Below are 20745 nucleotides of genomic sequence, written 5' to 3'. Positions count from 1 at the left end.
GAGTATGACCTTATATGTCAGAAAAGCAACGAGTCGTATATGTCGTTTCCGATTCCGTGGGAGAGACAGCAGAACTGGTGGTCAAAGCTGCTTCCAGCCAGTTTAACGGGGGAGAAATCGAAATCCGCCGCATCCCTTATGTGAACGATGCGGATACCGTCATTGAGACGGTACAAGCCGCCAAAGAGGAAAAAGCGCTGATCGCTTTTACTTTGGTGGTTCCGGAATTGCAAGAGCTCCTGATCACAGAGGCCGGACGCAAGCAAGTCCCTTATGTGGATATCATGGGGCCGATGATTCAAGGCATGTCTGAGCTGTTTCAGCATGAACCCAAATACAAGCCGGGGCTGATCCACCAGTTGGATGAAGATTATTTCCGCAAAGTGGAAGCGATCGAATTTGCCGTGAAATATGATGACGGCAAAGATCCGCGGGGCCTTTTGAAAGCCGATGTCATATTGGTGGGGGTTTCCCGGACTTCGAAAACACCGCTGTCCATGTATTTGGCCCACAAGCGCTTTAAAGTGGCCAACGTCCCGCTTGTTCCGGAAGTGGAACCGCCGGAAGAGTTGCTGCAAGTTCCCTCACATCGCATTATCGGCCTGACCATTGATCCGGAACAATTAAATCACATCCGGACGGAAAGGCTGAAAGCATTGGGGCTGGCTTCCGGTGCCAACTATGCGAGCATGGAGCGGATCCTGGAAGAGCTGGATTATGCAGAACGGGTGATTCGCCGCCTGGGATGCCCGGTGATCAACGTATCCAACAAAGCCGTGGAAGAAACAGCAAATCTCATACTGGATATCATTCAAAAAGGGGGACAATAGCAGTGGGTTTGAAACAGGTTTACCGTTTTCATGAAGGAAACAGGGACATGAAAGATTTGTTGGGAGGCAAAGGGGCGAATCTGGCAGACATGACCCGTGTCGGTCTGCCCGTTCCGCCGGGATTTACCATCACCACCGAAGCGTGCAATGACTTTCTGAAAAGTGGGGAAGGGTTAAAAGAAGAATTATTGGAGCAGGTGAAAGAAGCGATATCCGGTCTGGAAAAAGAAACCGGAAAAAAACTGGGCCATCCCAAGCGCCCGTTGCTGGTCTCGGTCCGTTCAGGCGCCAAATTTTCCATGCCGGGCATGATGGATACGATTTTGAATCTGGGGCTCAATGACCAAACGGCGGCCGGCCTGGCCGGGCAAACCGGCAATCCCCGCTTTGCCTATGATTGTTACCGCCGGTTTATCCAAATGTTCGGGGATGTCGTGTTGGGCGTGGATCATTACAAATTCGAACAAGTCATCCAAAAGGTGAAAGAGAAAACAGGCGTTGAACTGGATACCGAACTGGATGCAGAGGATTGGCAGGAAGTGATTCGCGCGTTTAAAGAACTGATTTGGAAGGAAACCAAAAACCCTTTCCCCCAGGAGCCGATGGAGCAATTGAAACAAGCCATTGTAGCCGTGTTCTCTTCATGGAATAACAACCGGGCCAAAATTTACCGGAAAATGAACGGAATTCCGGATGATTCGGGAACGGCCGTCAATGTGCAAACCATGGTTTTCGGGAACATGGGGAATGAATCAGGGACGGGGGTTTGCTTCACACGAAACCCTTCCAGCGGGGAGAAAGAGTTATACGGGGAGTTTTTGTTTAACGCGCAAGGGGAAGATGTGGTGGCCGGCATTCGCACTCCCAAACCGATCGCCGATCTGGAAAAAGAGATGCCGGATGTTTATGAGGAGTTGGTCCGCATCTGCAACCAATTGGAAAGCGCTTACCGGGATATGCAGGATATTGAATTTACCATTGAAAATAAAAAATTATACATTCTGCAAACGAGAGTTGGCAAAAGAACTTCGCAAGCTGCGGTGAAGATTGCCGTTCAGATGGCCGGGGAAGGAATCATCTCGCGCGAAGAGGCCCTGATGCGGGTCGAACCGGAGCAATTGGAACAGATGTTACACCGCCGGATCGACCATAACGCCAAGCTGACCGCATGGGCCAAAGGATTGCCCGCATCGCCTGGAGCGGCTTCCGGACAAATTGTTTTTGACGCGGACACGGCGGAAGCCTGGGCCAAAGAGGGCAAACGGGTGTTGTTGGTCCGGCCGGAAACGACGCCGGAAGATATTCATGGTGTTTTGGCGGCACAAGGGATTTTGACAAGCCGCGGCGGAATGACAAGCCATGCTGCCGTGGTCGCCAGGGGAATGGGAAAAGCATGCGTATGCGGATGTGAACAGTTGAAAATCGATTTGCGCCAAAAAACGGTGACCGTAGAGGATGTGACCCTCCGGGAAGGGGACGTTTTGTCCATCGACGGGGGAACCGGACAAGTGTTTATCGGCGAAGTTCCGATGAAGGATCCCGAATTGACTCCCGAGTTCCGGGAATTGCTGAAATGGGCGGATGAAATCAGAAGGTTGAAAGTGCGCACCAATGCTGACAATCCGGAAGATGCGGAAAAAGCACGGGAACTGGGGGCGGAAGGAATCGGATTATGCCGCACGGAGCACATGTTTATGGATCCCAAGCGGATTCCGATCGTGCAACGGATGATTCTGGCCGATGACCAGGAAGAAAGACAACAGGCGCTCGATGAGCTTTTGCCCATGCAAAAAGAAGACTTCAAAGGAATTTTCCGGGCGATGGACGGATTGCCGGTCAACATCCGGCTGTTGGATCCACCGCTGCATGAATTCCTGCCGAATATGGAAGACTTGCTGGTGGAAATCACCAAAATGCAAGTGGCGGGGCAAGAAGGCACCGGGGAGTACCGCCAAAAAGAACATTTGCTTAAAAAAGTGCGTTCCCTCCATGAGTTTAACCCGATGCTGGGGCACCGGGGATGCCGTCTGGGGATCATTCACCCCGAAATTTACCGAATGCAGGCAGAAGCGATCTTCCAAGCGGCAGTGGAATGCATCAAAGAAGGCATCCGGGTGGAGCCGGAGATCATGATCCCGCTGGTGGGGCATGTGGAGGAATTGAAACGGATGCGTGCCTTGGTGGAACAAGTGGCGGCTGAAGTCATGGCGGCTGAAAATGTAAGCGTTTCATATCAGGTGGGAACCATGATCGAGATTCCGAGAGCAGCCTTGACGGCAGACCAAATTGCAGAAGAAGCCGATTTCTTCTCTTTCGGAACCAATGATTTGACCCAGACGACGTTCGGCTACAGCCGGGATGATGCGGAAGGCAAATTTTTGCATACCTATGTGGATCAGAAAATCCTGCCGGATAACCCGTTCATCCGCCTTGACCGCGAAGGTGTCGGGGAGCTGGTTCGCATCGGGACGGAAAAAGGAAGAAACACAAAGCCAGCCTTAAAGACCGGCATTTGCGGGGAGCACGGCGGAGAAAAAGAATCCATCCGATTTTGCCATGAAGTCGGGATGAATTATGTCAGCTGCTCTGTCTTCCGGGTTCCGCTGGCAAGGCTTGCCGCCGCACAAGCCGTCATTTTGGAGAAATAAGCTTGCAAGAATATGAAAGTAGTACTAGAATAAATTTATTTAAAAAAATACCCACGCGTTGGGTATTTTTTCTTTAAAAAGATTTCTTTACAAAATTAAAATAAAATGCAATGATATGATGATGAATTCATTCCCCTGGTTTTTTATCCTCCTGATTTTTAAAAGAAGGCACCTAGAAGGAGAAGCGATTTTTAATGTAGAATAAGGGGATAGGGAAAGGTCAAAGCACTTTTTGCAGATATTGCCATTTTATAAAAAAAGGATTGAAGGAGGAGTTTGCCGAATGTTGGCGAATAGTTAACATTCGTGCAGGGGAATCAATCCATCCATACCTTTTATTAGGAATTCTTTAGAAAGCAGTGATGGATATGAAAGGAAGGATTCCTGATGAAGTCATTGACCAAGTCAGAAAAGAGTATGATATTGTCGATGTGATTGAACAGACCGTTTCCCTGAAAAAAAGCGGTAAGAATTATTTTGGATTGTGCCCTTTTCATTCAGAGAAAACTCCTTCCTTTTCGGTCGCGCCTGATAAACAGATTTTTTATTGTTTCGGTTGCGGGAAAGGCGGAGATGTGATCAAATTTGTCATGGAGCTGGAGCAGTACACGTTTGTCGAAGCCGTGACGCATTTAGCTGAACAAGCCGGCATTCCCGTTCCCAAGCTGGTTGCGGAAGATCTTTCCGATGAAGAGGAACAAATGCGCCGGCAAATGAGAAAAGCTCTCGATCTGACTGCAAAGTTGTATCATTATGTGCTCCTTTCCACAAAGTACGGCCGTGTTGCAAGACAATATCTCAAGCAACGGGAAATCCTGCCGGAGGCCGTCAAAGAGTTTCAACTTGGCTATGCACCTTCATCTTTTCAATTTCTACTGTCATTCCTTAAAAAAAGAGGGTTTTCCGAAGAGATCCTCGAAAAAGTTGGATTAATCACATCGCGTGAACAAGGATACACTAAAAAATATTATGACCGTTTTCGACATCGCCTGATGTTTCCGATTCATGACGCCCAGGGAAAAGTGATCGGCTTTGGCGGACGGGCATTGGGAGACGGACAACCGAAGTATTTGAACAGTCCTGATACAATATTATTTCATAAACGGAATCATTTATATAATCTTCATCGTGCACGTTCTCACATACGTAAACATTCCAAAGCCGTTCTGTTTGAAGGATACATGGATGTGATCTCTGCCTGGCAGGCAGGGGTTCCCAATGGTGTTGCGACGTTGGGAACGGCTCTGAGCGAAACCCAAGCACGAATCCTGAAGAGAAATTCAGACCATGTCATTTTGAGTTACGATTCCGATGAAGCCGGGCAGAATGCGGCTTTCAGAGGAATTGAATTGTTAAAAAATGAAGGATGCACGGTCAAAGTCGCGCAAATGCCCTTGGGATTGGATCCGGACGATTACATCCGGCGGTTCGGAAAGACGGCGTTTAAAGAAGAAATTTTGGCGGCGGCCATGCCATTAACGGCATTTAAATTGGAAATCCTAAAGAAAAAATATGATTTGCAGGATGAAGACGAACGCATGAAATATCTGGCCGAAGCGGTCGGTGTCATTGCCAGGTTGCCTCAAGCCATTGAACAAGATCACTATCTTCGCCGGTTGGCCGGAGAGTTTCATCTTTCATTGGATGCCCTGAAAGATGAACTGCGGAAAGCAAAGCGGATAAAGCAGAAAAGCAAAAGGGATAAAGATGGCTCCAAGTGGAATAATGGGTATCAAGAGATTGGCAAACATTTGATCGGAGGTGCTCAACCCCGGTCGATTGCCGAGAAATCGGAGATGTATCTGATTGCCCATATGATGAGAAGCAGATCAGTGACGGAATGGGTGAAAACCCATTTGGGAGCTGATTTCAATACAGAAATTTATGCCGTGTTGGCAGCTTATCTTTATTCTTACTATGACCGGGACAGCCCGGAAGATCCCGGAGCCTTTATCCGTACATTGACCGACCCCGATCTGGAATCAGTGGCCGCAAAACTTGCTTTCATGGAGTTGCCCGATGAGATTTCGGAAAAGGAATTGAGGGATTGTGTTCACCATATACGAGATGTTCCTCTCCTGAAACAGATTGAAGAAAAGGAGAGACAGATTGAACAACTATCGCGTGCTGATGAACCCGTCAAAGCCGCAAAGTTGTTAAAGGAAGTTACGCAGTTGCGTAATCAGTTGCATATGCGGATTTAGGAAACGAGTTCATCAGAAAGGAGGAGGAAAGGAACTTGGCGAACAAACAAAATGAAATGGAACTAACTTTGGATCAAGCCAAAGAACAATTGGTGGAAAAAGGCAAAAAGCAAGGTGTTTTATCTTATAAAATGATCATGGAAAAAATGTCTCCTTTCGACCAAAGTTCCCAACAAATGGACGAGTTTTTTGAACACTTGCATGATCAGGGAATCGAAGTGGTCAATGAAGAAGACGATTCGGATTTTGATGAAACCGAGGTCGATGACGAGGAGTTTGTGGATGATGATTTAAATGTTCCGCCGGGAGTTAAAATCAATGACCCTGTCCGGATGTATCTCAAAGAGATTGGCCGTGTTCCTTTGCTGACTGCGGAAGAAGAAGTCGAATTGGCTAAACGGATTGAACAGGGGGATGAAGAAGCCAAGCAGCGGCTGGCTGAAGCCAACTTGCGCCTGGTGGTCAGTATCGCCAAGCGGTATGTCGGACGGGGAATGTTGTTCTTGGATTTGATTCAGGAAGGAAATATGGGGCTGATTAAAGCCGTTGAAAAGTTTGATTTCCGTAAAGGATTTAAATTCAGCACGTACGCAACCTGGTGGATCCGGCAAGCCATCACCCGCGCCATTGCCGATCAGGCCCGCACCATTCGAATCCCGGTTCATATGGTGGAAACCATTAATAAATTGATTCGCGTGTCCCGTCAATTGTTGCAAGAACTCGGCCGGGAGCCGACACCGGAAGAAATTGCCGAAGAAATGGGTTTAAGCCCTGAAAAGGTACGGGAAATCATGAAAATTGCCCAAGAACCCGTTTCGTTGGAAACGCCGATCGGAGAAGAAGATGACTCCCATCTGGGCGATTTCATTCCGGATGATGATGCACAAGCACCAGCGGATGCCGCGGCTTATGAATTGTTGAAAGAACAGTTGAAAGATGTGTTGGATACCTTGTCGGAACGGGAAGAAAATGTTTTGCGTTTACGTTTTGGATTGGATGATGGACGCACCCGCACTTTGGAAGAAGTCGGGAAAGTCTTTGGCGTGACACGGGAACGGATTCGTCAGATTGAAGCCAAAGCACTTCGCAAATTGCGTCATCCAAGCCGCAGCAAACGTTTAAAAGATTTCCTCGAATAAAATTTGGTGGTTTGACGCACCCAACCGGGTGCGTTTCTTTTTTGTTGATTCAATTTTATCCCTTTTCAACCCTCATTGCAAATAAGTTTCGGACAATTTTGGGCCCGTTTGGGGCGAATAACCGAAAATTATTGAATAAATAGAATAAAAAAATTTATAATAAAAATGAAAACGCTGTCATTCGGACCGAAGGAGTGGGGAAACATGAACTACGAATTGACATCCGAGCAACAAATGATCCGATCTTTGATGCGTGATTTTGCCGAAGGAGAGGTGGCTCCGGGAGCGGATGAAAGGGATCGAAGCAAGCAATTTCCCAAGGATATTTTTCAGAAAATGTCCAATCTTAAATTAATGGGGTTGCCCTTTCCGGAAGAATACGGAGGAGCGGGTGCAGATACGATCAGCTTTGCCATTGCCGTGGAGGAATTGAGCCGGGTTTGTGCTTCCACCGGAATCACTTATTCTGCTCACATCTCATTGGGGTGTGCTCCACTCTATCTCTTTGGAACCAAAGAACAAAAAGAAAAATATCTGGTTCCGTTGTGTGAAGGAAAGACCTTGGGGGCTTTTGGGCTCACCGAACCCAATGCCGGTTCCGATGCCGGAGGAACCAAAACCCGCGCTGTCAAAAAAGGGGACGAGTGGGTCATAAATGGCAGCAAATGTTTCATCACTAATGCCAGTTATGCAAAGTATTTGGCTTTGACCGCCGTGACCGGCCAATCCGGAGACCGCAAAGAAATCACCGCGTTTATCGTTCCGACGGATGCGCCCGGGTTCCAAGTGCTGGATCATTATGTGAAGCTGGGGTTAAACAGTTCCAATACCACCGAATTGGTGTTGGAAGATGTGCACGTTCCGGAAGAAAATATTTTGGGGGAAAGGGGAAAAGGGTTTAAACAGTTTTTGATCACCCTGGACGGGGGCCGGATCGGGATCGGGGCCATGGCGGTCGGAATAGCGCAGGGAGCCTATGAATTGGCTTTGAAGTATGCGAAAGAACGGAAACAATTTGGCCAATCTCTGTCCAAGTTTCAGGCGATTCAGCATAAATTGGCGGATATGCACATGAAAATTGAATTGGCCCGGACTTATGTATATAAAGCTGCCTGGTTGAAGGATCAGGGAAAACGGTTTACCAAGGAAGCTTCCATCAGTAAATTGTTTGCTTCGGAAGTGGCCATGGAAGTTGCCAATCAAGCGGTGCAAATTCATGGCGGCTGGGGATATATGCACGATTATAAAGTGGAGCGGTATTTCCGTGATGCCAAATTGACCGAGATCGGGGAAGGAACCTCGGAGATTCAGCGCAATATCATTGCACGTGAAATCGGCTGTTGAAAAGGGAGGTCATATCTTGGCGGAACTGGTTCATTACACGCTGGGGGATTTGTTGGACGAACAAGTGAAGCTCCATGGAAAAAAAGAAGCGGTGATTTATCCGGAGAAAGGCATTCGCTGGACTTATGAGGACTTTCAAAAAAAGGTGATCGAAGCTGCCAAAGGATTGATTAATCTGGGGTTGGACAAAGGGCATCACCTGGCCATCTGGGCTCTGAACCAACCGGAATGGTTGATTTCCCAATTTGCCACCGGCATGACCGGGGTGGTTTTGATTACGGTCAACACCAATTACCGCGTGCGCGAACTGGAATATTTGCTGAAGCAATCGGATACGGAGACACTGATTTTGGAGAGGGAAGTAAAAGGCGTTTCCTATGTCGATATGCTTTATGAAATATGCCCGGAGTTAAAAGAATGTCCGCCCGGCCGGTTAAAATCCAAGAGATTGCCCAAATTGAAAAATGTCATACTGCTCGATGATGAACCGGCCCCCGGGATGTTTTGCTGGAAGGACCTGATTGAAATGGGGAGGGAGGTCCGGGAGGAGGAAGTCAAAGCCCGTCAGGCATCTTTGCATCCGGATGATGTGATCAACATGCAGTACACGTCCGGCACCACCGGATTTCCAAAAGGCGTGATGCTTTCTCACCACAATATCATCAACAACGGGCGAAATATCGCAGAGTGCATGAAATTGACGGAGAAAGACCGCCTCTGTATACCGGTGCCTTTTTTTCATTGCTTCGGGTGCGTCCTGGGCACCCTAGCCGGCATCAGTGTCGGGGCGGCCCTGGTTCCCTTGATCACCTTTGACGCCGGAAAAGTGCTGGAGATTGTGGAAAAGGAAAAGTGTACAGGCCTGCACGGGGTGCCCACCATGTTTATTACCGAATTGAATCATCCGTCCTTCCGAAAGAAAAAGTACCCCCATTTGCGAACGGGGATTATGGCCGGTTCCAATTGCCCGATTGAAGTGATGCGCAAAGTGACCGAAGACATGGGGGTCCGCGAAATCACCATTGCTTACGGCCAAACGGAGTCTTCACCGGTCATCACCCAGACCCGGACGGATGACCCTTTGGACGTGCGTGTGGCCACCGTGGGAAGGCCCTTGCCGCATGTGGAAGTGAAAATCATTGACCCCGAAAGCAACAAGCCGTTGCCTCCAGGAAAGCAAGGGGAGCTTTGCACCCGGGGTTACCATGTGATGAAAGGCTATTACAAAATGCCTGAGGCGACCCGGGAAGTGATTGATGAAGAAGGATGGCTTCACACCGGTGATTTGGCAGTGGAAAATGAAGATGGAACCTACCGGATTACCGGACGTTTGAAAGATATGATCATTCGCGGGGGCGAAAATATTTATCCGCGGGAGATCGAGGAATTTCTCTATACGCATCCCAAAGTTTTGGACATTCAAATTGTGGGAGTGCCGGACGAAAAGTATGGTGAAGTTTCGGTGGCTTTCATCCGGAAGAAAGAGGGGGTCGATTGTACGGAAGAGGAAATCATTGAGTTTTGCAAAGGGAACATTGCCCGGTACAAAATCCCTTCCCAAGTCATTTTTGTGGACAAATATCCGATGACCGCCAGCGGAAAAATCCAAAAGTACAAGTTGCGGGAAGCCTTTATCCGAAAGGACTTGTCCGCCTATCAACAAGCGGGCGGCAAAGCTTGACCCTTGTCTTTTTTCCGGCTTCCCGGTACATTTAGAATGAATATCATCGGTCTGTATGGATTACAGCAAGAAATGGAGAGTCAAAAATGGAGCGAATCCCTCCGATCTTGATGGATTTTCCGCATTCTTTCGAAACCGAACGTTTATGGATTCGTTTGCCTTTGCCGGGAGACGGGGAAAAAGTGTATGAAGCCATGGTGGAAACCGAGGAGCTTTTGCGCCAATGGATGCCATGGGCGCAAACTCCCCCTTCCAAAGAACAAGCCGAAATCAATGTCAGGCAGGCACACAGCAAGTTCTTGGAGCGAACCGACTTGCGTTTCCATTTGTTTCACAAAGAGACCAAGGATTTTGTCGGGAGCAGCGGACTGCACCGGATTGACTGGAGCGTACCGAAATTTGAAATCGGTTATTGGTGCCGCAAGTCTTACATGAGACAGGGGTACATCACTGAAGCGGTCCGGGGGTTGTCCGTATTTGCTTTTGAAATTTTAAAAGCCAACCGGGTGGAGATCCGCTGTGACCAACGAAATGTACGCAGCCGGAAAGTGGCTGAACGTTTGGGGTACCGGTTGGAAGGGATCCTGCGGAATTTCCATGTGTCCCCGGATCGCCAATTGGAAAATACGTGTGTATATGCAATGATTGCTGAAGACTTCCACAGTCTTTCATTACGGAAAAGCGGCGGTGCATCAATGTAGATGCTTGCGCTGTTTTTTTTTGCATATTAATCTATAAATGACAGATTATTTTATAAAGGAGGAATATTCTTACATGAGCGATTTTTTCCCAATCCATGATGTAGACTATTTAGAGTATTACACAGGAAATGCGAGGCAAGCTGCATCTTATTTTTGCCAGACGTTTGGATTTCGTCCGGTTGCTTACAGCGGATTGGAAACCGGAAACCGCGAAACCGTTTCGTATCTGGTGGAACAAGGGAATGTGCGCTTTTTGATTACCGGGGCTTATTCTCCGGAGCATGAGATTTCCTCCTTTGTCAGGCAACACGGTGACGGAGTCAAAGATATTGCCCTTTTGGTGGACGATGTGGAAAGCGCTTTCAAAGAAGCGGTTTCCCGCGGAGGCATTGCCATCAAAGAACCGTATGAATTGAGGGATGAACAAGGGGTTTTGAAAAAAGCCGTCATCGGCACCTATGGGGACACCGTCCATACGCTTGTGGAGCGGAAAAAATACAAAGGGTTGTTTGCGCCGGGCTTTATTCCGTGTGAAATGAACCTCCCCGTGCGGAATGCCGGCATCACCGGTGTGGACCATGTGGTGGGCAATGTGGAAAAAATGGAGACATGGGTGGCTTATTATGAGAAAGTCATGGGCTTTAAGCAGTTGATTCATTTTGATGACGAGGATATCAGCACGGAGTATTCGGCGTTGATGTCCAAAGTGATGCAAAACGGATCGGGAAGAATCAAGTTCCCCATCAACGAACCGGCGGAAGGAAAGAAAAAATCACAAATCCAGGAGTTTTTGGAGTTTTATCACGGTGCGGGCGTTCAACATGTGGCGCTCCTTACCGATGACATTGTGAAAACCGTGGAAACGATGCAGAAAAACGGCGTGGAGTTTTTGGACACCCCGGATACGTATTATGAAGATTTGTTTGAACGCGTCGGCGACATTGATGAAAAGCTGGATGATTTGAAACGGCTCCGGATTTTGGTGGACCGGGATGATGAAGGATATCTGTTGCAGATCTTCACCAAACCGATTGTGGACCGTCCGACCTTGTTCTTTGAAATCATCCAGCGCAAAGGCGCCAGGGGATTTGGTGAAGGAAACTTTAAAGCTTTGTTTGAGGCGATTGAGCGGGAGCAGGCCCGGCGAGGCAACTTATAAAGAGAAAATCATGAGACCCTGAGATGACAAGGCGGCTTTTCTCTGTCATAAATCCTCAATATTAAGGTCATCCTATGGAAGAATCCAATTGACCAAATTGAGGTGACACAGATGAAAGGCCGTGTATTTTCGCTCGTTCTCTCTTTGATTTTCGCCTCTTCGGTTTTGACCGGAATGGCGCCCCGTGTCAATACAAGGGAAGGGGTCGCTTATGCGGACCGCCCTTTTTATCAGATGGATACAACCTTTTATCCGGAAAAGGATGAGTTGACGGGACATATGGTGGTCACTTTGCCGGAAAAAAGAAACGAACCGCAAAATGAAGTATATTTCAGGCTCTATCCCAATGCATTTCAAAATTGGAAGCACAAAGCCTCCAAACCGGAAAAACCGGGTTACATCCGCGTTTTTCATGTGAAAGTGGATGGCAAAAGCGTGCAGCCCGATATCAAGGAAACGGTGATGAAAGTGCAGTTGCCCCGTTCCCTTCAAGACGGACAATCCGCCCGCATTGAGATGGATTTTTTATTGCATTTGCCCCGTGGAGGGATGCGGCTGAACACTTTCAAAAACACGGCCTTTTTGGCTCAGTGGTACCCGATGCTGGCCGTCAGGGATCAACACGGATGGCATACCGAACCGTACACCACGACCGGCGATCCCTTTTACTCGGTGATGTCTGATTTTGAAGTCACTTTCCGTCTCCCCGAAGGTTACCGGGTGATTTCCACGGGAAATGACAAAAATCAACCGGTACGCTCCAAAATCACCATCAAACAGGATCAAGTCCGCGACTTTGCAGCGGTTTTGACCAAAGATTACCGGTCGGTAAGCGGAAAGTACAAAGATATTCAAGTCAACCTTTGGTATATGAACGGGATGGAGGATGTGGCCAAACCCTTGTTGGAAGCAGCGGTATCCGGAATGAAATTTTACAGTGAAAAATTCGGACCCTATCCTTATGAAGAAGTCGATGTCGTGTTGGGGGAAACCGGTGAAGGAATCGCCGGGATGGAATATCCGGGCCTGGTGACCTCCATTCCAAAAATCGGGACCAAAAAAGGGATCCAACCGGCCGTCAATGTGGTGGTGCACGAGCTGGCGCACCAGTGGTGGTACGGGGTGGTCGGCAACAACCAAGCCAAAGAACCCTGGCTGGATGAAGGGTTGACCACCTTCTCCGAGTTTTTGTATATGGAAGAGCAGATGAAAGAAGATGAACGGGAGCTTTTGAAGAAAGCATCGGAAAAAGCCGATGAAATTCATCAAACGGTGGGGATCAGTTCGGCTCAACCGTTGTATGATTACCCGGAACCGGTGTACGGTCTGATGGTGTACATTCGTCCGGCAGCCATGTTGTATGAACTGATGGACGAAATCGGAAGAGAGAAAGTCCTGGAGATCTTAAAAACCTATTATCACCGTTATCAATACAAAGTCGCCACCACCCGGGATTTTATCCGGACCGCAGGTGAAGTGGCCGGCAAAGATTTGACTCCTTTTTTCCAAAAATGGTTGTACTTCAAGGAAGCTTAAATTCGAGGGGGAAGGAACCGAAAACAACCAAGCGAAGGAAGTGATGACCCGTCACTTCCTTCTTTGCTGTCCGGAGACGGCTCAACCAAACCGGTTGCTTTTTTGTTTAAAGGGTTCGTGCTATTATTCTAAGAGGCGTAAAGGTCTAAGTTTCAAGGGGGAGGGAAGAGGTTGTCGGATGATCCAATTGTCCTGTCGGCGCGCCTTCAGAAATTGACGGAATGGATCCCTTCCGGGGCGCGGGTGGCAGACATCGGCGGAGATCATGCCTATTTGCTGATTCATCAGGCCAAGGCCGGTTGTTTGTCACATGGAATTGTGGGAGAGTTAAACAAGGGGCCGTTTGAAAATGCCCGCCGCACCATCCGCATGGCAAAGGTGGAAAAGATGGTGGAAGTCCGCCTCGGAGACGGATTGTCAGTGTTAAAGCCGGATGAAGTCGATGTGGTTGTGATCGCCGGAATGGGCGGGGCTTTGATTGCTCAGATTTTAAACGAGGGCAAAGAAAAACTGCACGGTGTGAAAAGGTTGATTTTGCAACCCAACATCGGCGGCCACAATGTCCGCAGGTGGTTGAAAGAAAACGGATTTTGCCTGGTGGATGAATCATTGGTGGAAGATGCCGGCATCTTGTATGAGGCGATGGCGGCCGAACCCGGTGAGGAGAGGATTTATCACGAAATGGGCGGGGAGTTTTCGGAATCCACCTTAATGGAAGTGGGGCCGCTGCTTTTTAAGAAAAGGCATCCGCTTTTGAAAAGAAAAGTGATGCAGGAATGGGAATCGAAACAAAAGGTGTTTCGTTCATTGAAAAACGCGAAATCGGCGCCAGCTGTCACCAAAAGAGAACAACTGGCGGAACAATTAAAAGAATGGGAGAAGGTGAAAACATGTCTGTTCGCGGAGTCGACCTGATCAAAGCGATGGAATCGTATGCCCCTTCCGCTTTGGCTGTCGAAAAAGACCGGATTGGTTTACAGGTGGGGGATCCGCAAGGGGAAGTCCGGAAAGTGCTGGTCACCCTGGATGTGAATGAAGAAGTGGTGGATGAAGCGATTCGCATCGGGGCCAATTGGATCGTGGCTCATCATGCGGTGATTTTTCATCCGTTGAAAGAAATTCGGACCGATGAGCCGGCAGGCAGAATGTTTGCCAAGTTGCTGGCACACGGCATCCATGTTTACATCGCGCACACTAATTTGGATGCGGCTGAGGGTGGAGTGAATGATGCCTTGGCCGACCGTCTCGGGCTCACCGGCACCAAGGTTCTGATCGGCTATAAACAGGATGCATTGAAAAAACTGGTCGTCACCGTGCCGGTGGCTCATCATGAAGCGGTGCTGAATGCCATCAGCAGGGCCGGGGCCGGATGGATCGGGAACTATAGCCACTGCACGTTTAATGTGGAAGGAACCGGAACCTTTTTGCCGCGCGACGGGGCCAATCCGTTTATCGGCCAAACGGGGGAACTGGAAAAGGTGAAAGAGATCCGTTTGGAGACCATCATGCCGGCATCGATCGAAAAACGGGTGCTTGAAGCCATGTTCAAAGCCCATCCATATGAGGAAGTGGCTTATGACATTTATCCGTTGGATTTGAAAGGCGAGCCGCTCGGGTTCGGACGAATCGGATCCTTGCCGGAAACGATGAAATTGGATGAATTTGCCCGTTTCGTCAAAGACGCTTTTGAATGTGACGGGGTTCGTGTGGTGGGGGACCCGGAAAAAGAAATCCGGAAAGTGGCGATTTTGGGAGGATCTGGCGGCCGTTACCTTCGCGATGTCAAACGGCAGGGGGCCGATGTTTACATCACGGGGGATGTGGATTATCATACGGCGCAAGAAGCCATGGATTTGGGAATTTCACTGGTGGATCCGGGACACCATGTTGAGCATTGGGTGGTTCCGTATGTTTGCAAGGAGCTGGAAAAACGGTTGAACCGCCAGGTTCCGGTCGAACCGTCGAAAGTGAACACCAACCCCTTTCGGTTTTGTGTTTGAGCAAGTGGAAAGAGGTTCCTGTTGATATGACCCTGCTCCATTGTTATAATTAAATTTACTGTACAAAGGAAAGTAAACAAGGCAATCGCCGGTGGTGTACCGCAAGGTCCCACGGGAGGAAAGTCCGGGCTCCACAGGGCAGGGTGCCGGCTAACGGCCGGTGGGGGCGACCCTAAGGCTAGTGCCACAGAAATGCAGACCGCCGATGGGGACGAATTTCGTCTCACAGGCAAGGGTGCAACGGTGCGGTAAGAGCGCACCAGCAGCATGGAGACATGCTGGCTAGGTAAACCCCACCCGGAGCAAGACCTGATAGGAGATCAGCATCTTTGGATGCAGCTGTGGCCCGCAGTGATCTCGGGTAGGTCGCTGAAGTTGTGTAGCAATACACAATGTAGATAGATGATTGCCACTCCAATGGGTGGGAGACGTTCAAGCCGTTGCTTGGACCACCCGGAGAACAGAACCCGGCTTATTGTTTGCTTTCCGACAAATCGCTTGAGAAAAGACGCGAACGCGTCTTTTTTTATTTTTACGGACTTTTGCGGACTTTGAATAGGAATGAAAGGGAAGGCCATGCTAAACATAGAATCTTTCAAAATGAGGTTGGTTCAGATGAACGGGGACTTTACATCTTACGAGGCTTATTTGGAGCGTTATCAGACTTTTTACGATGAAGAATTGGATGACCGCCCTCCCGTGTTGGATCGTGAGCAATTCACCCGCTTGTTTCAGTTGCTGAAAGAAAGTTACCAAACCTATGAGGAAATGCTGCGCATGGGAAAACAGGAGCGGCGGGGCAGTATTACCGCAGTGTGATTAACGGTTTGGAAAATCAATTGGCCATCAGTGATGCTTCTGACAATTTCCGTATACAACTTCTTCATTCAATGTAACCGGCCGGGAAAAACGATGGCTTGTTTTCAAGCCATTGTTTCTCGGGTGATATTTATCGGAAAATTCACGCGAAGAGAGAGGGTTTTGGCGGGCAATTGCCGGTGTTGTGAATTTTTGCCGCGGAACAGGCCGGACCGGGGTATAAATCGCAAAACGTTGCAAAACTTAACAAAAGATGAACATGAAGGAGGATATCTATGCAGCTGTTGAAGGAACTTACCGAAGCCAACGGGGTATCCGGGTTTGAAAAAGAAGTCCGCGAAGTCATGAAAAGGGAACTGAGCAAAGAAAATGTGGAAATTCAAACCGACGGGCTCGGAGGCATTTTCGGGATTAAAAAAGGGACAAGTGACCGGCCGCGTATTTTATTGGCCGGACACCTGGATGAAGTCGGCTTTATGGTGACCGAAATCACCAAAAGCGGTTATTTGCGTTTTACTCCGCTCGGGGGATGGTGGAGTCAAGTTCTGTTGTCACAGCGTGTTTTGATCATTACGGAACAAAGAACCTTTACGGGGGTCATCGGTTCCCGGCCGCCGCATGTGTTGACACCCGAAGAAAAAGGAAAATTGATTCCGATTCGCGAAATGTTTATTGATATCGGTGCCCACAGCGATGAGCAGGTGAAAGAATGGGGGATCCGCGTCGGAGATCCGATTGTGCCGGTGTGTCCGTTTGAAATTTTGCCGGATCGCGACACCATTCTGGCTAAAGCGCTGGACAACCGTGCCGGTTGTTATCTGGCTTTGGAAGTGTTAAAACAATTAAGTATGGCGGATCATCCCAATACGGTGATTGCCGGGGCCACGGTGCAGGAAGAAGTGGGCCTCAGGGGAGCGACAACCGCCCCGCGCCTGCTGAAGCCGGACGTTGCGATTGCTCTGGATGTGGGGGTTGCGGAAGATTCCCCGGGCAGTGAAGGACAAAACAAAGCCAAGCTGGGCAAAGGCCCGTTAATCACATTTTTGGATGCGACGATGATTCCCAATCTGTCCTTGCGCAATTATGTGGTGAAAGTGGCCGAAAAACATGGAATCCCTTTCCAAATCGACACGATGACCGGAGGTGGAACCGATGCCGGACAGTTCCATCTCTACGGCAAAGGCGTTCCGTCGATCGTCATTGGTGTGGCGGCACGGTACATCCACAGCCATGTTTCCATGATCAGCAAGAGTGACTTGGATCATGCCGTCCGCTTGCTGGTGGAAGTGGTCAAAGGGTTAAATCAGGACCAATACAATGAATTCATTCAATATGTCTGACTTGTACCCATCATGGGACGGTGACTCCATACCGTCCTCCTTTTATGCTATGATGGAGAAAGATCAAAAGGAATGGGGGAAATACAGCACGGTAAAACGAAAGGATTCAGGCGGGATGGATGAAGTTCAGGGAGCTTGCCGGCCAGGATGAACCGGCGGACAAAAAGCAGTATTTTTCAGCATCGGAATTCGTAAGATATTTTTAGAATGAGACGTGTCCAAAAACGGGGTTGAGTTATGGAACAAGCATTGTATATCTTGCAGGAATACGGGTATATAGGAATCTTTCTGTTTCTGGTGTTGGGGCTGATCGGACTTCCGTTGCCCGATGAGATTATGTTAACTTTTCTTGGTTATTTGACAACCATCGGACAATTGAATTTTTACCTCACCATCCTTTGTGCGTTTCTCGGATCGGCGGGTGGAATCACCATCAGTTATTTGCTCGGCATTTGGTTGGGATACCCGTTTTTGAAAAAATACGGGCCCAAGCTTTTCATTACCCGCCGGCGATTGCGAATCACGCAGTTGCTGTTCCGTAAATACGGAAATTGGCTGTTGTTTGGCGGGTATTTCATTCCCGGCGTCCGCCATGTCTCGGCCTATCTGGCGGGGATAACCCGGATTTCTTATTGGCGTTTTGCCATACATGCCTATGCAGGCGCCGTTTGCTGGTGCACTGCTTTTATCGGTTTGGGGCATCTTCTGGGAGCCAATTGGGAATGGGGGTTTTTTCTGTTGCACAAGTATGGGACCCGGATTTTATTCATTCTGTTGCCGGTTGCTCTGGTTTTTGGCGGATGGTATTTTTGGAGTCAAAATAAATCGTTAAACACAAAATAGAAAGTGGCGAACGTACCATCATCCCCAAAAAAGTTGGTGGTGGCTTTTCTTTATGGAATCCGGTGATTGCTTGTCAAAGGTGGAGAGATAAAGATATAGTGGAAGAGGTTAAGGAGGGATGGGGATGACGATACAAATTTTGTCGCTCATGGATGATAAACATCTGATCCAAATCTTATCCACACAGCAAGCGGCGTACCAGGTGGAAGCAGAGCGAATCCGTTCCTACAATATTCCCACACTGAAAGAAACCATTCAATCCATGCGAAAATCGAAAGAAACGTTTATCGGTATATATAAAAAAGATCAATTGGCCGGTTTTTTATCGTACATAAAAGAGAAAGACCGGATGACGATCTGCCGTCTGGCGGTTCATCCGGACTATTTTCGGCAGGGGATTGCCTCCCGGTTGTTGACGGAGGTTTTAAACCAACCCGGGATCAAAAGCTGGGTCGTGACCACGGGAAAAGAAAATGAGCCGGCCATTCGATGTTATGAAAAGCACGGATTTCAGAAGCAGGAAGAAATCATGACAAGAGAAGGGATTCCCATCGTGCGAATGTTTAAAAAAGTTGACGGGTAGATCATTCTATGTTTAGAATAAAGAAGATAACATCATATTGAAATTATCCACTAGGGGTGCACGGACGTGCTGAGAGGAACATGGTTCCAACCCTTTGAACTTGAACTGGGTCATGCCAGCGAAAGGAAGTGGGGAAGGTTCGTTATGACTTGATGATGCATAAAAACCGGTATCCCCATGGATGCCGGTTTTTTTGATGGGGGATTCGTGTATGGAATTGCATGTGATATCCAGCCCTTGTCAAACACTCAGTGGTTTGATCGAACAATGGACCCGTTTGGCTCCTTATGCCGATGCTTTTCATCTGCGCTACAAAGAAAAAAGCGAAGGGGAAATCTTGGAGATGGCCCGTCTGCTTTTGCAAGAAACCCCGATTGAGGCGAAATCGTTGATCATTAACCGGCATGCCGCTGTGGCGGAAGAATTGGGGGCAGGGGGCCTGCATCTGACCGAACATCAAGTGATTTCCCGGGAAATGTTGCAACGGTTGCAACGAAAAATGCGGGTGGGACGTTCCGTTCACTCTGTCCGCCGCGCGGTTGAAGCAAATCAGGAAGGCATGGATTATCTGATGGCAGGGCACATTTTTCCTTCCGCTTCCAAACCGGGATTGCCTCCCTTCGGGGTGGAATCGTTGCGGCGATTGGTACAAGCCTGTTCGCTGCCTGTCATTGCCATCGGCGGGATCGGACCGGACAATGTGAATCAAATCCGACAAACGGGTGCTGAAGGAGTGGCTGTGATTTCAGCCGTCGCACATCATCCTTCCCCTGAAGAAGCGGCAAAGGAAATGAAAAGAAGGTGGGTTGATGAAGCACAGTGATGTTTTAATTATTGGCGGAGGGATCATCGGCATTTCCATTGCTTATCACTTGGCCAAAGCAAAAGTAAAAGTCGTTATCCTTGAACAAGACCGGGCAGGCGCTCATGCCTCAAGGGCGGCCGCGGGAATGTTGGGGGCCCAGGTGGAGATGCATCATCCGGGGCCGCTGGCCGATGTTTGTTTAAAAAGCAGGTCCATGTTTCCTGAACTGGCGGAAGCATTGCGGGAGCAGACCGGGCTGGATATTGAATTGAACCGTTCCGGGTTGATCAAACCCGCCCGGTCGGAAGAGGAAGCGGCCGGTTTAAAAGAACGGATGAAATGGCAAAAAGCCGTCTGGCTGGATCGCAAGGAATGCTTGGAGAAGGAAAGAGGGCTGGGCGAAGAAGTGATCGGCGGCTTGTTTTTTCCTGAGGAATTTCAAGTTTCTGCCCCCCGGTTGACCCAAGCTTTGATCCGGGCTGCGCAACAGCAGGGAGCAAAATTGATCGAAGATTGCAAAGTCATTGATTTTTGCGTTGAAAACGGACGGATCCGGAAAGTGGTCACCCCGCATGAAGAATGGGCGGCGGACACGGTGGTGCTCGCTGCCGGTGCTTGGACGGGGATTGCTTCGCGGCGGTTGGGATTGAACCTGCCGGTCTATCCGGTCAAAGGCGAGTCCTTTGCCCTGAAAACCACCCGTCCTTCCCTGAAACACACGATATTCGGCAATGATGTGTACATCGTGCCAAAAGCAAACGGTGAATGGATCATTGGCGCCACCGAAAAAGAACATCAGTGGGATCCCGGCGTGACAGCCGAAGCGGTTTACCGGCTTATCGCCGATGCCTCCCGTTACTTGCCTGGTGTCAAAGAATTAAACATCAGCCGGATGTGGGCAAGCGTCCGTCCCGGAACGCCGGATAAGCTTCCTGTGATCGGCCGGCTGGAAAACATCGATCATTGCATTGTGGCCACCGGTCATTTTCGAAATGGCATTTTACTCAGCCCTTGGACCGGTCAAGTCGTGGCCCGTCTCATTTTGGGAGAAACAGAAGAAGAATGTCTCCCGTTCAGTCCCCGGAGGTTTACCGGATGAAAAGGAGGGTGTTC

Annotated in this window: 17 protein-coding genes, 1 other RNA gene and 1 riboswitch; all 18 genes read left to right on the top strand. The window is 48.9% G+C overall.

Annotation, left to right across the window (positions count from 1 at the left end):
• Positions 1 to 14: 14 nt before the first annotated feature.
• On the top strand, positions 15 to 830 hold the full coding sequence (locus I8U23_RS04615; protein WP_037994505.1) for a pyruvate, water dikinase regulatory protein: 816 nt from the start codon (positions 15 to 17) through the stop codon (positions 828 to 830).
• A gap of 2 nt (positions 831 to 832) precedes the next feature.
• The gene (gene ppdK, locus I8U23_RS04610) at positions 833 to 3478 is read left to right on the top strand and encodes a pyruvate, phosphate dikinase (RefSeq protein WP_255347168.1); all 2646 of its coding nucleotides are present in this window, start codon (positions 833 to 835) and stop codon (positions 3476 to 3478) included.
• A gap of 368 nt (positions 3479 to 3846) precedes the next feature.
• Positions 3847 to 5682 (top strand): DNA primase, encoded by a 1836-nt coding sequence (gene dnaG, locus I8U23_RS04605; RefSeq protein ID WP_049720408.1) that lies wholly within the window; start codon positions 3847 to 3849, stop codon positions 5680 to 5682.
• Between the two features lie 56 nt (positions 5683 to 5738).
• Complete coding sequence (gene rpoD, locus I8U23_RS04600) at positions 5739 to 6821, top strand: RNA polymerase sigma factor RpoD (RefSeq protein WP_082240632.1); 1083 nt, start codon at positions 5739 to 5741, stop codon at positions 6819 to 6821.
• A 204-nt stretch (positions 6822 to 7025) separates the two neighbouring features.
• Positions 7026 to 8165, top strand: coding sequence for an acyl-CoA dehydrogenase (locus tag I8U23_RS04595; RefSeq protein WP_049720341.1), 1140 nt, complete (start codon positions 7026 to 7028; stop codon positions 8163 to 8165).
• Between the two features lie 25 nt (positions 8166 to 8190).
• Entirely contained in the window at positions 8191 to 9846 is a 1656-nt protein-coding gene (locus I8U23_RS04590; RefSeq protein ID WP_049720407.1) for an AMP-binding protein, read from the top strand.
• A gap of 86 nt (positions 9847 to 9932) precedes the next feature.
• The gene (locus I8U23_RS04585) at positions 9933 to 10547 is read left to right on the top strand and encodes a GNAT family N-acetyltransferase (RefSeq protein ID WP_049720340.1); all 615 of its coding nucleotides are present in this window, start codon (positions 9933 to 9935) and stop codon (positions 10545 to 10547) included.
• A 73-nt stretch (positions 10548 to 10620) separates the two neighbouring features.
• The gene (hppD, locus tag I8U23_RS04580) at positions 10621 to 11706 is read left to right on the top strand and encodes a 4-hydroxyphenylpyruvate dioxygenase (RefSeq protein ID WP_370526902.1); all 1086 of its coding nucleotides are present in this window, start codon (positions 10621 to 10623) and stop codon (positions 11704 to 11706) included.
• A gap of 111 nt (positions 11707 to 11817) precedes the next feature.
• Complete coding sequence (locus I8U23_RS04575) at positions 11818 to 13242, top strand: M1 family metallopeptidase (RefSeq protein WP_037994496.1); 1425 nt, start codon at positions 11818 to 11820, stop codon at positions 13240 to 13242.
• 171 nt (positions 13243 to 13413) lie between these two features.
• Positions 13414 to 14157: a tRNA (adenine(22)-N(1))-methyltransferase gene (locus tag I8U23_RS04570; RefSeq protein WP_037994494.1), complete on the top strand. Its 744-nt coding sequence runs from the start codon at positions 13414 to 13416 to the stop codon at positions 14155 to 14157.
• Positions 14133 to 15242: a Nif3-like dinuclear metal center hexameric protein gene (locus I8U23_RS04565; protein WP_037994492.1), complete on the top strand. Its 1110-nt coding sequence runs from the start codon at positions 14133 to 14135 to the stop codon at positions 15240 to 15242. The genes I8U23_RS04570 and I8U23_RS04565 overlap by 25 nt, the downstream gene beginning before the upstream one ends.
• A 69-nt stretch (positions 15243 to 15311) precedes the next feature.
• An RNA gene (gene rnpB, locus I8U23_RS04560) (RNase P RNA component class A) lies at positions 15312 to 15732 on the top strand.
• Positions 15733 to 15857: 125 nt separating this feature from the next.
• A complete protein-coding gene (locus I8U23_RS04555; RefSeq protein ID WP_198050789.1) occupies positions 15858 to 16061 on the top strand; it encodes a hypothetical protein in 204 nt (67 codons plus the stop codon).
• A 275-nt stretch (positions 16062 to 16336) separates the two neighbouring features.
• Positions 16337 to 17401 (top strand): M42 family metallopeptidase, encoded by a 1065-nt coding sequence (locus tag I8U23_RS04550; RefSeq protein WP_037994489.1) that lies wholly within the window; start codon positions 16337 to 16339, stop codon positions 17399 to 17401.
• Positions 17402 to 17638: 237 nt separating this feature from the next.
• Positions 17639 to 18244: a DedA family protein gene (locus I8U23_RS04545; protein ID WP_037994486.1), complete on the top strand. Its 606-nt coding sequence runs from the start codon at positions 17639 to 17641 to the stop codon at positions 18242 to 18244.
• A gap of 124 nt (positions 18245 to 18368) precedes the next feature.
• Positions 18369 to 18827, top strand: coding sequence for a GNAT family N-acetyltransferase (locus tag I8U23_RS04540; RefSeq protein WP_037994485.1), 459 nt, complete (start codon positions 18369 to 18371; stop codon positions 18825 to 18827).
• A gap of 42 nt (positions 18828 to 18869) precedes the next feature.
• Positions 18870 to 18971, top strand: a riboswitch (TPP riboswitch).
• Between the two features lie 67 nt (positions 18972 to 19038).
• Positions 19039 to 19650 (top strand): thiamine phosphate synthase, encoded by a 612-nt coding sequence (locus I8U23_RS04535; protein ID WP_049720338.1) that lies wholly within the window; start codon positions 19039 to 19041, stop codon positions 19648 to 19650.
• Entirely contained in the window at positions 19637 to 20731 is a 1095-nt protein-coding gene (gene thiO, locus I8U23_RS04530) for a glycine oxidase ThiO (RefSeq protein WP_049720337.1), read from the top strand. The genes I8U23_RS04535 and thiO overlap by 14 nt, the downstream gene beginning before the upstream one ends.
• Positions 20732 to 20745 lie beyond the last annotated feature (14 nt).

The organism is Thermoactinomyces sp. CICC 10735, from assembly GCF_016055175.1.
Lineage (GTDB): Bacteria > Bacillota > Bacilli > Thermoactinomycetales > Thermoactinomycetaceae > Thermoactinomyces > Thermoactinomyces vulgaris.
Note: the sequence above shows the minus strand (reverse complement) of the source record. Positions and strands in the feature narration are given on the sequence as shown.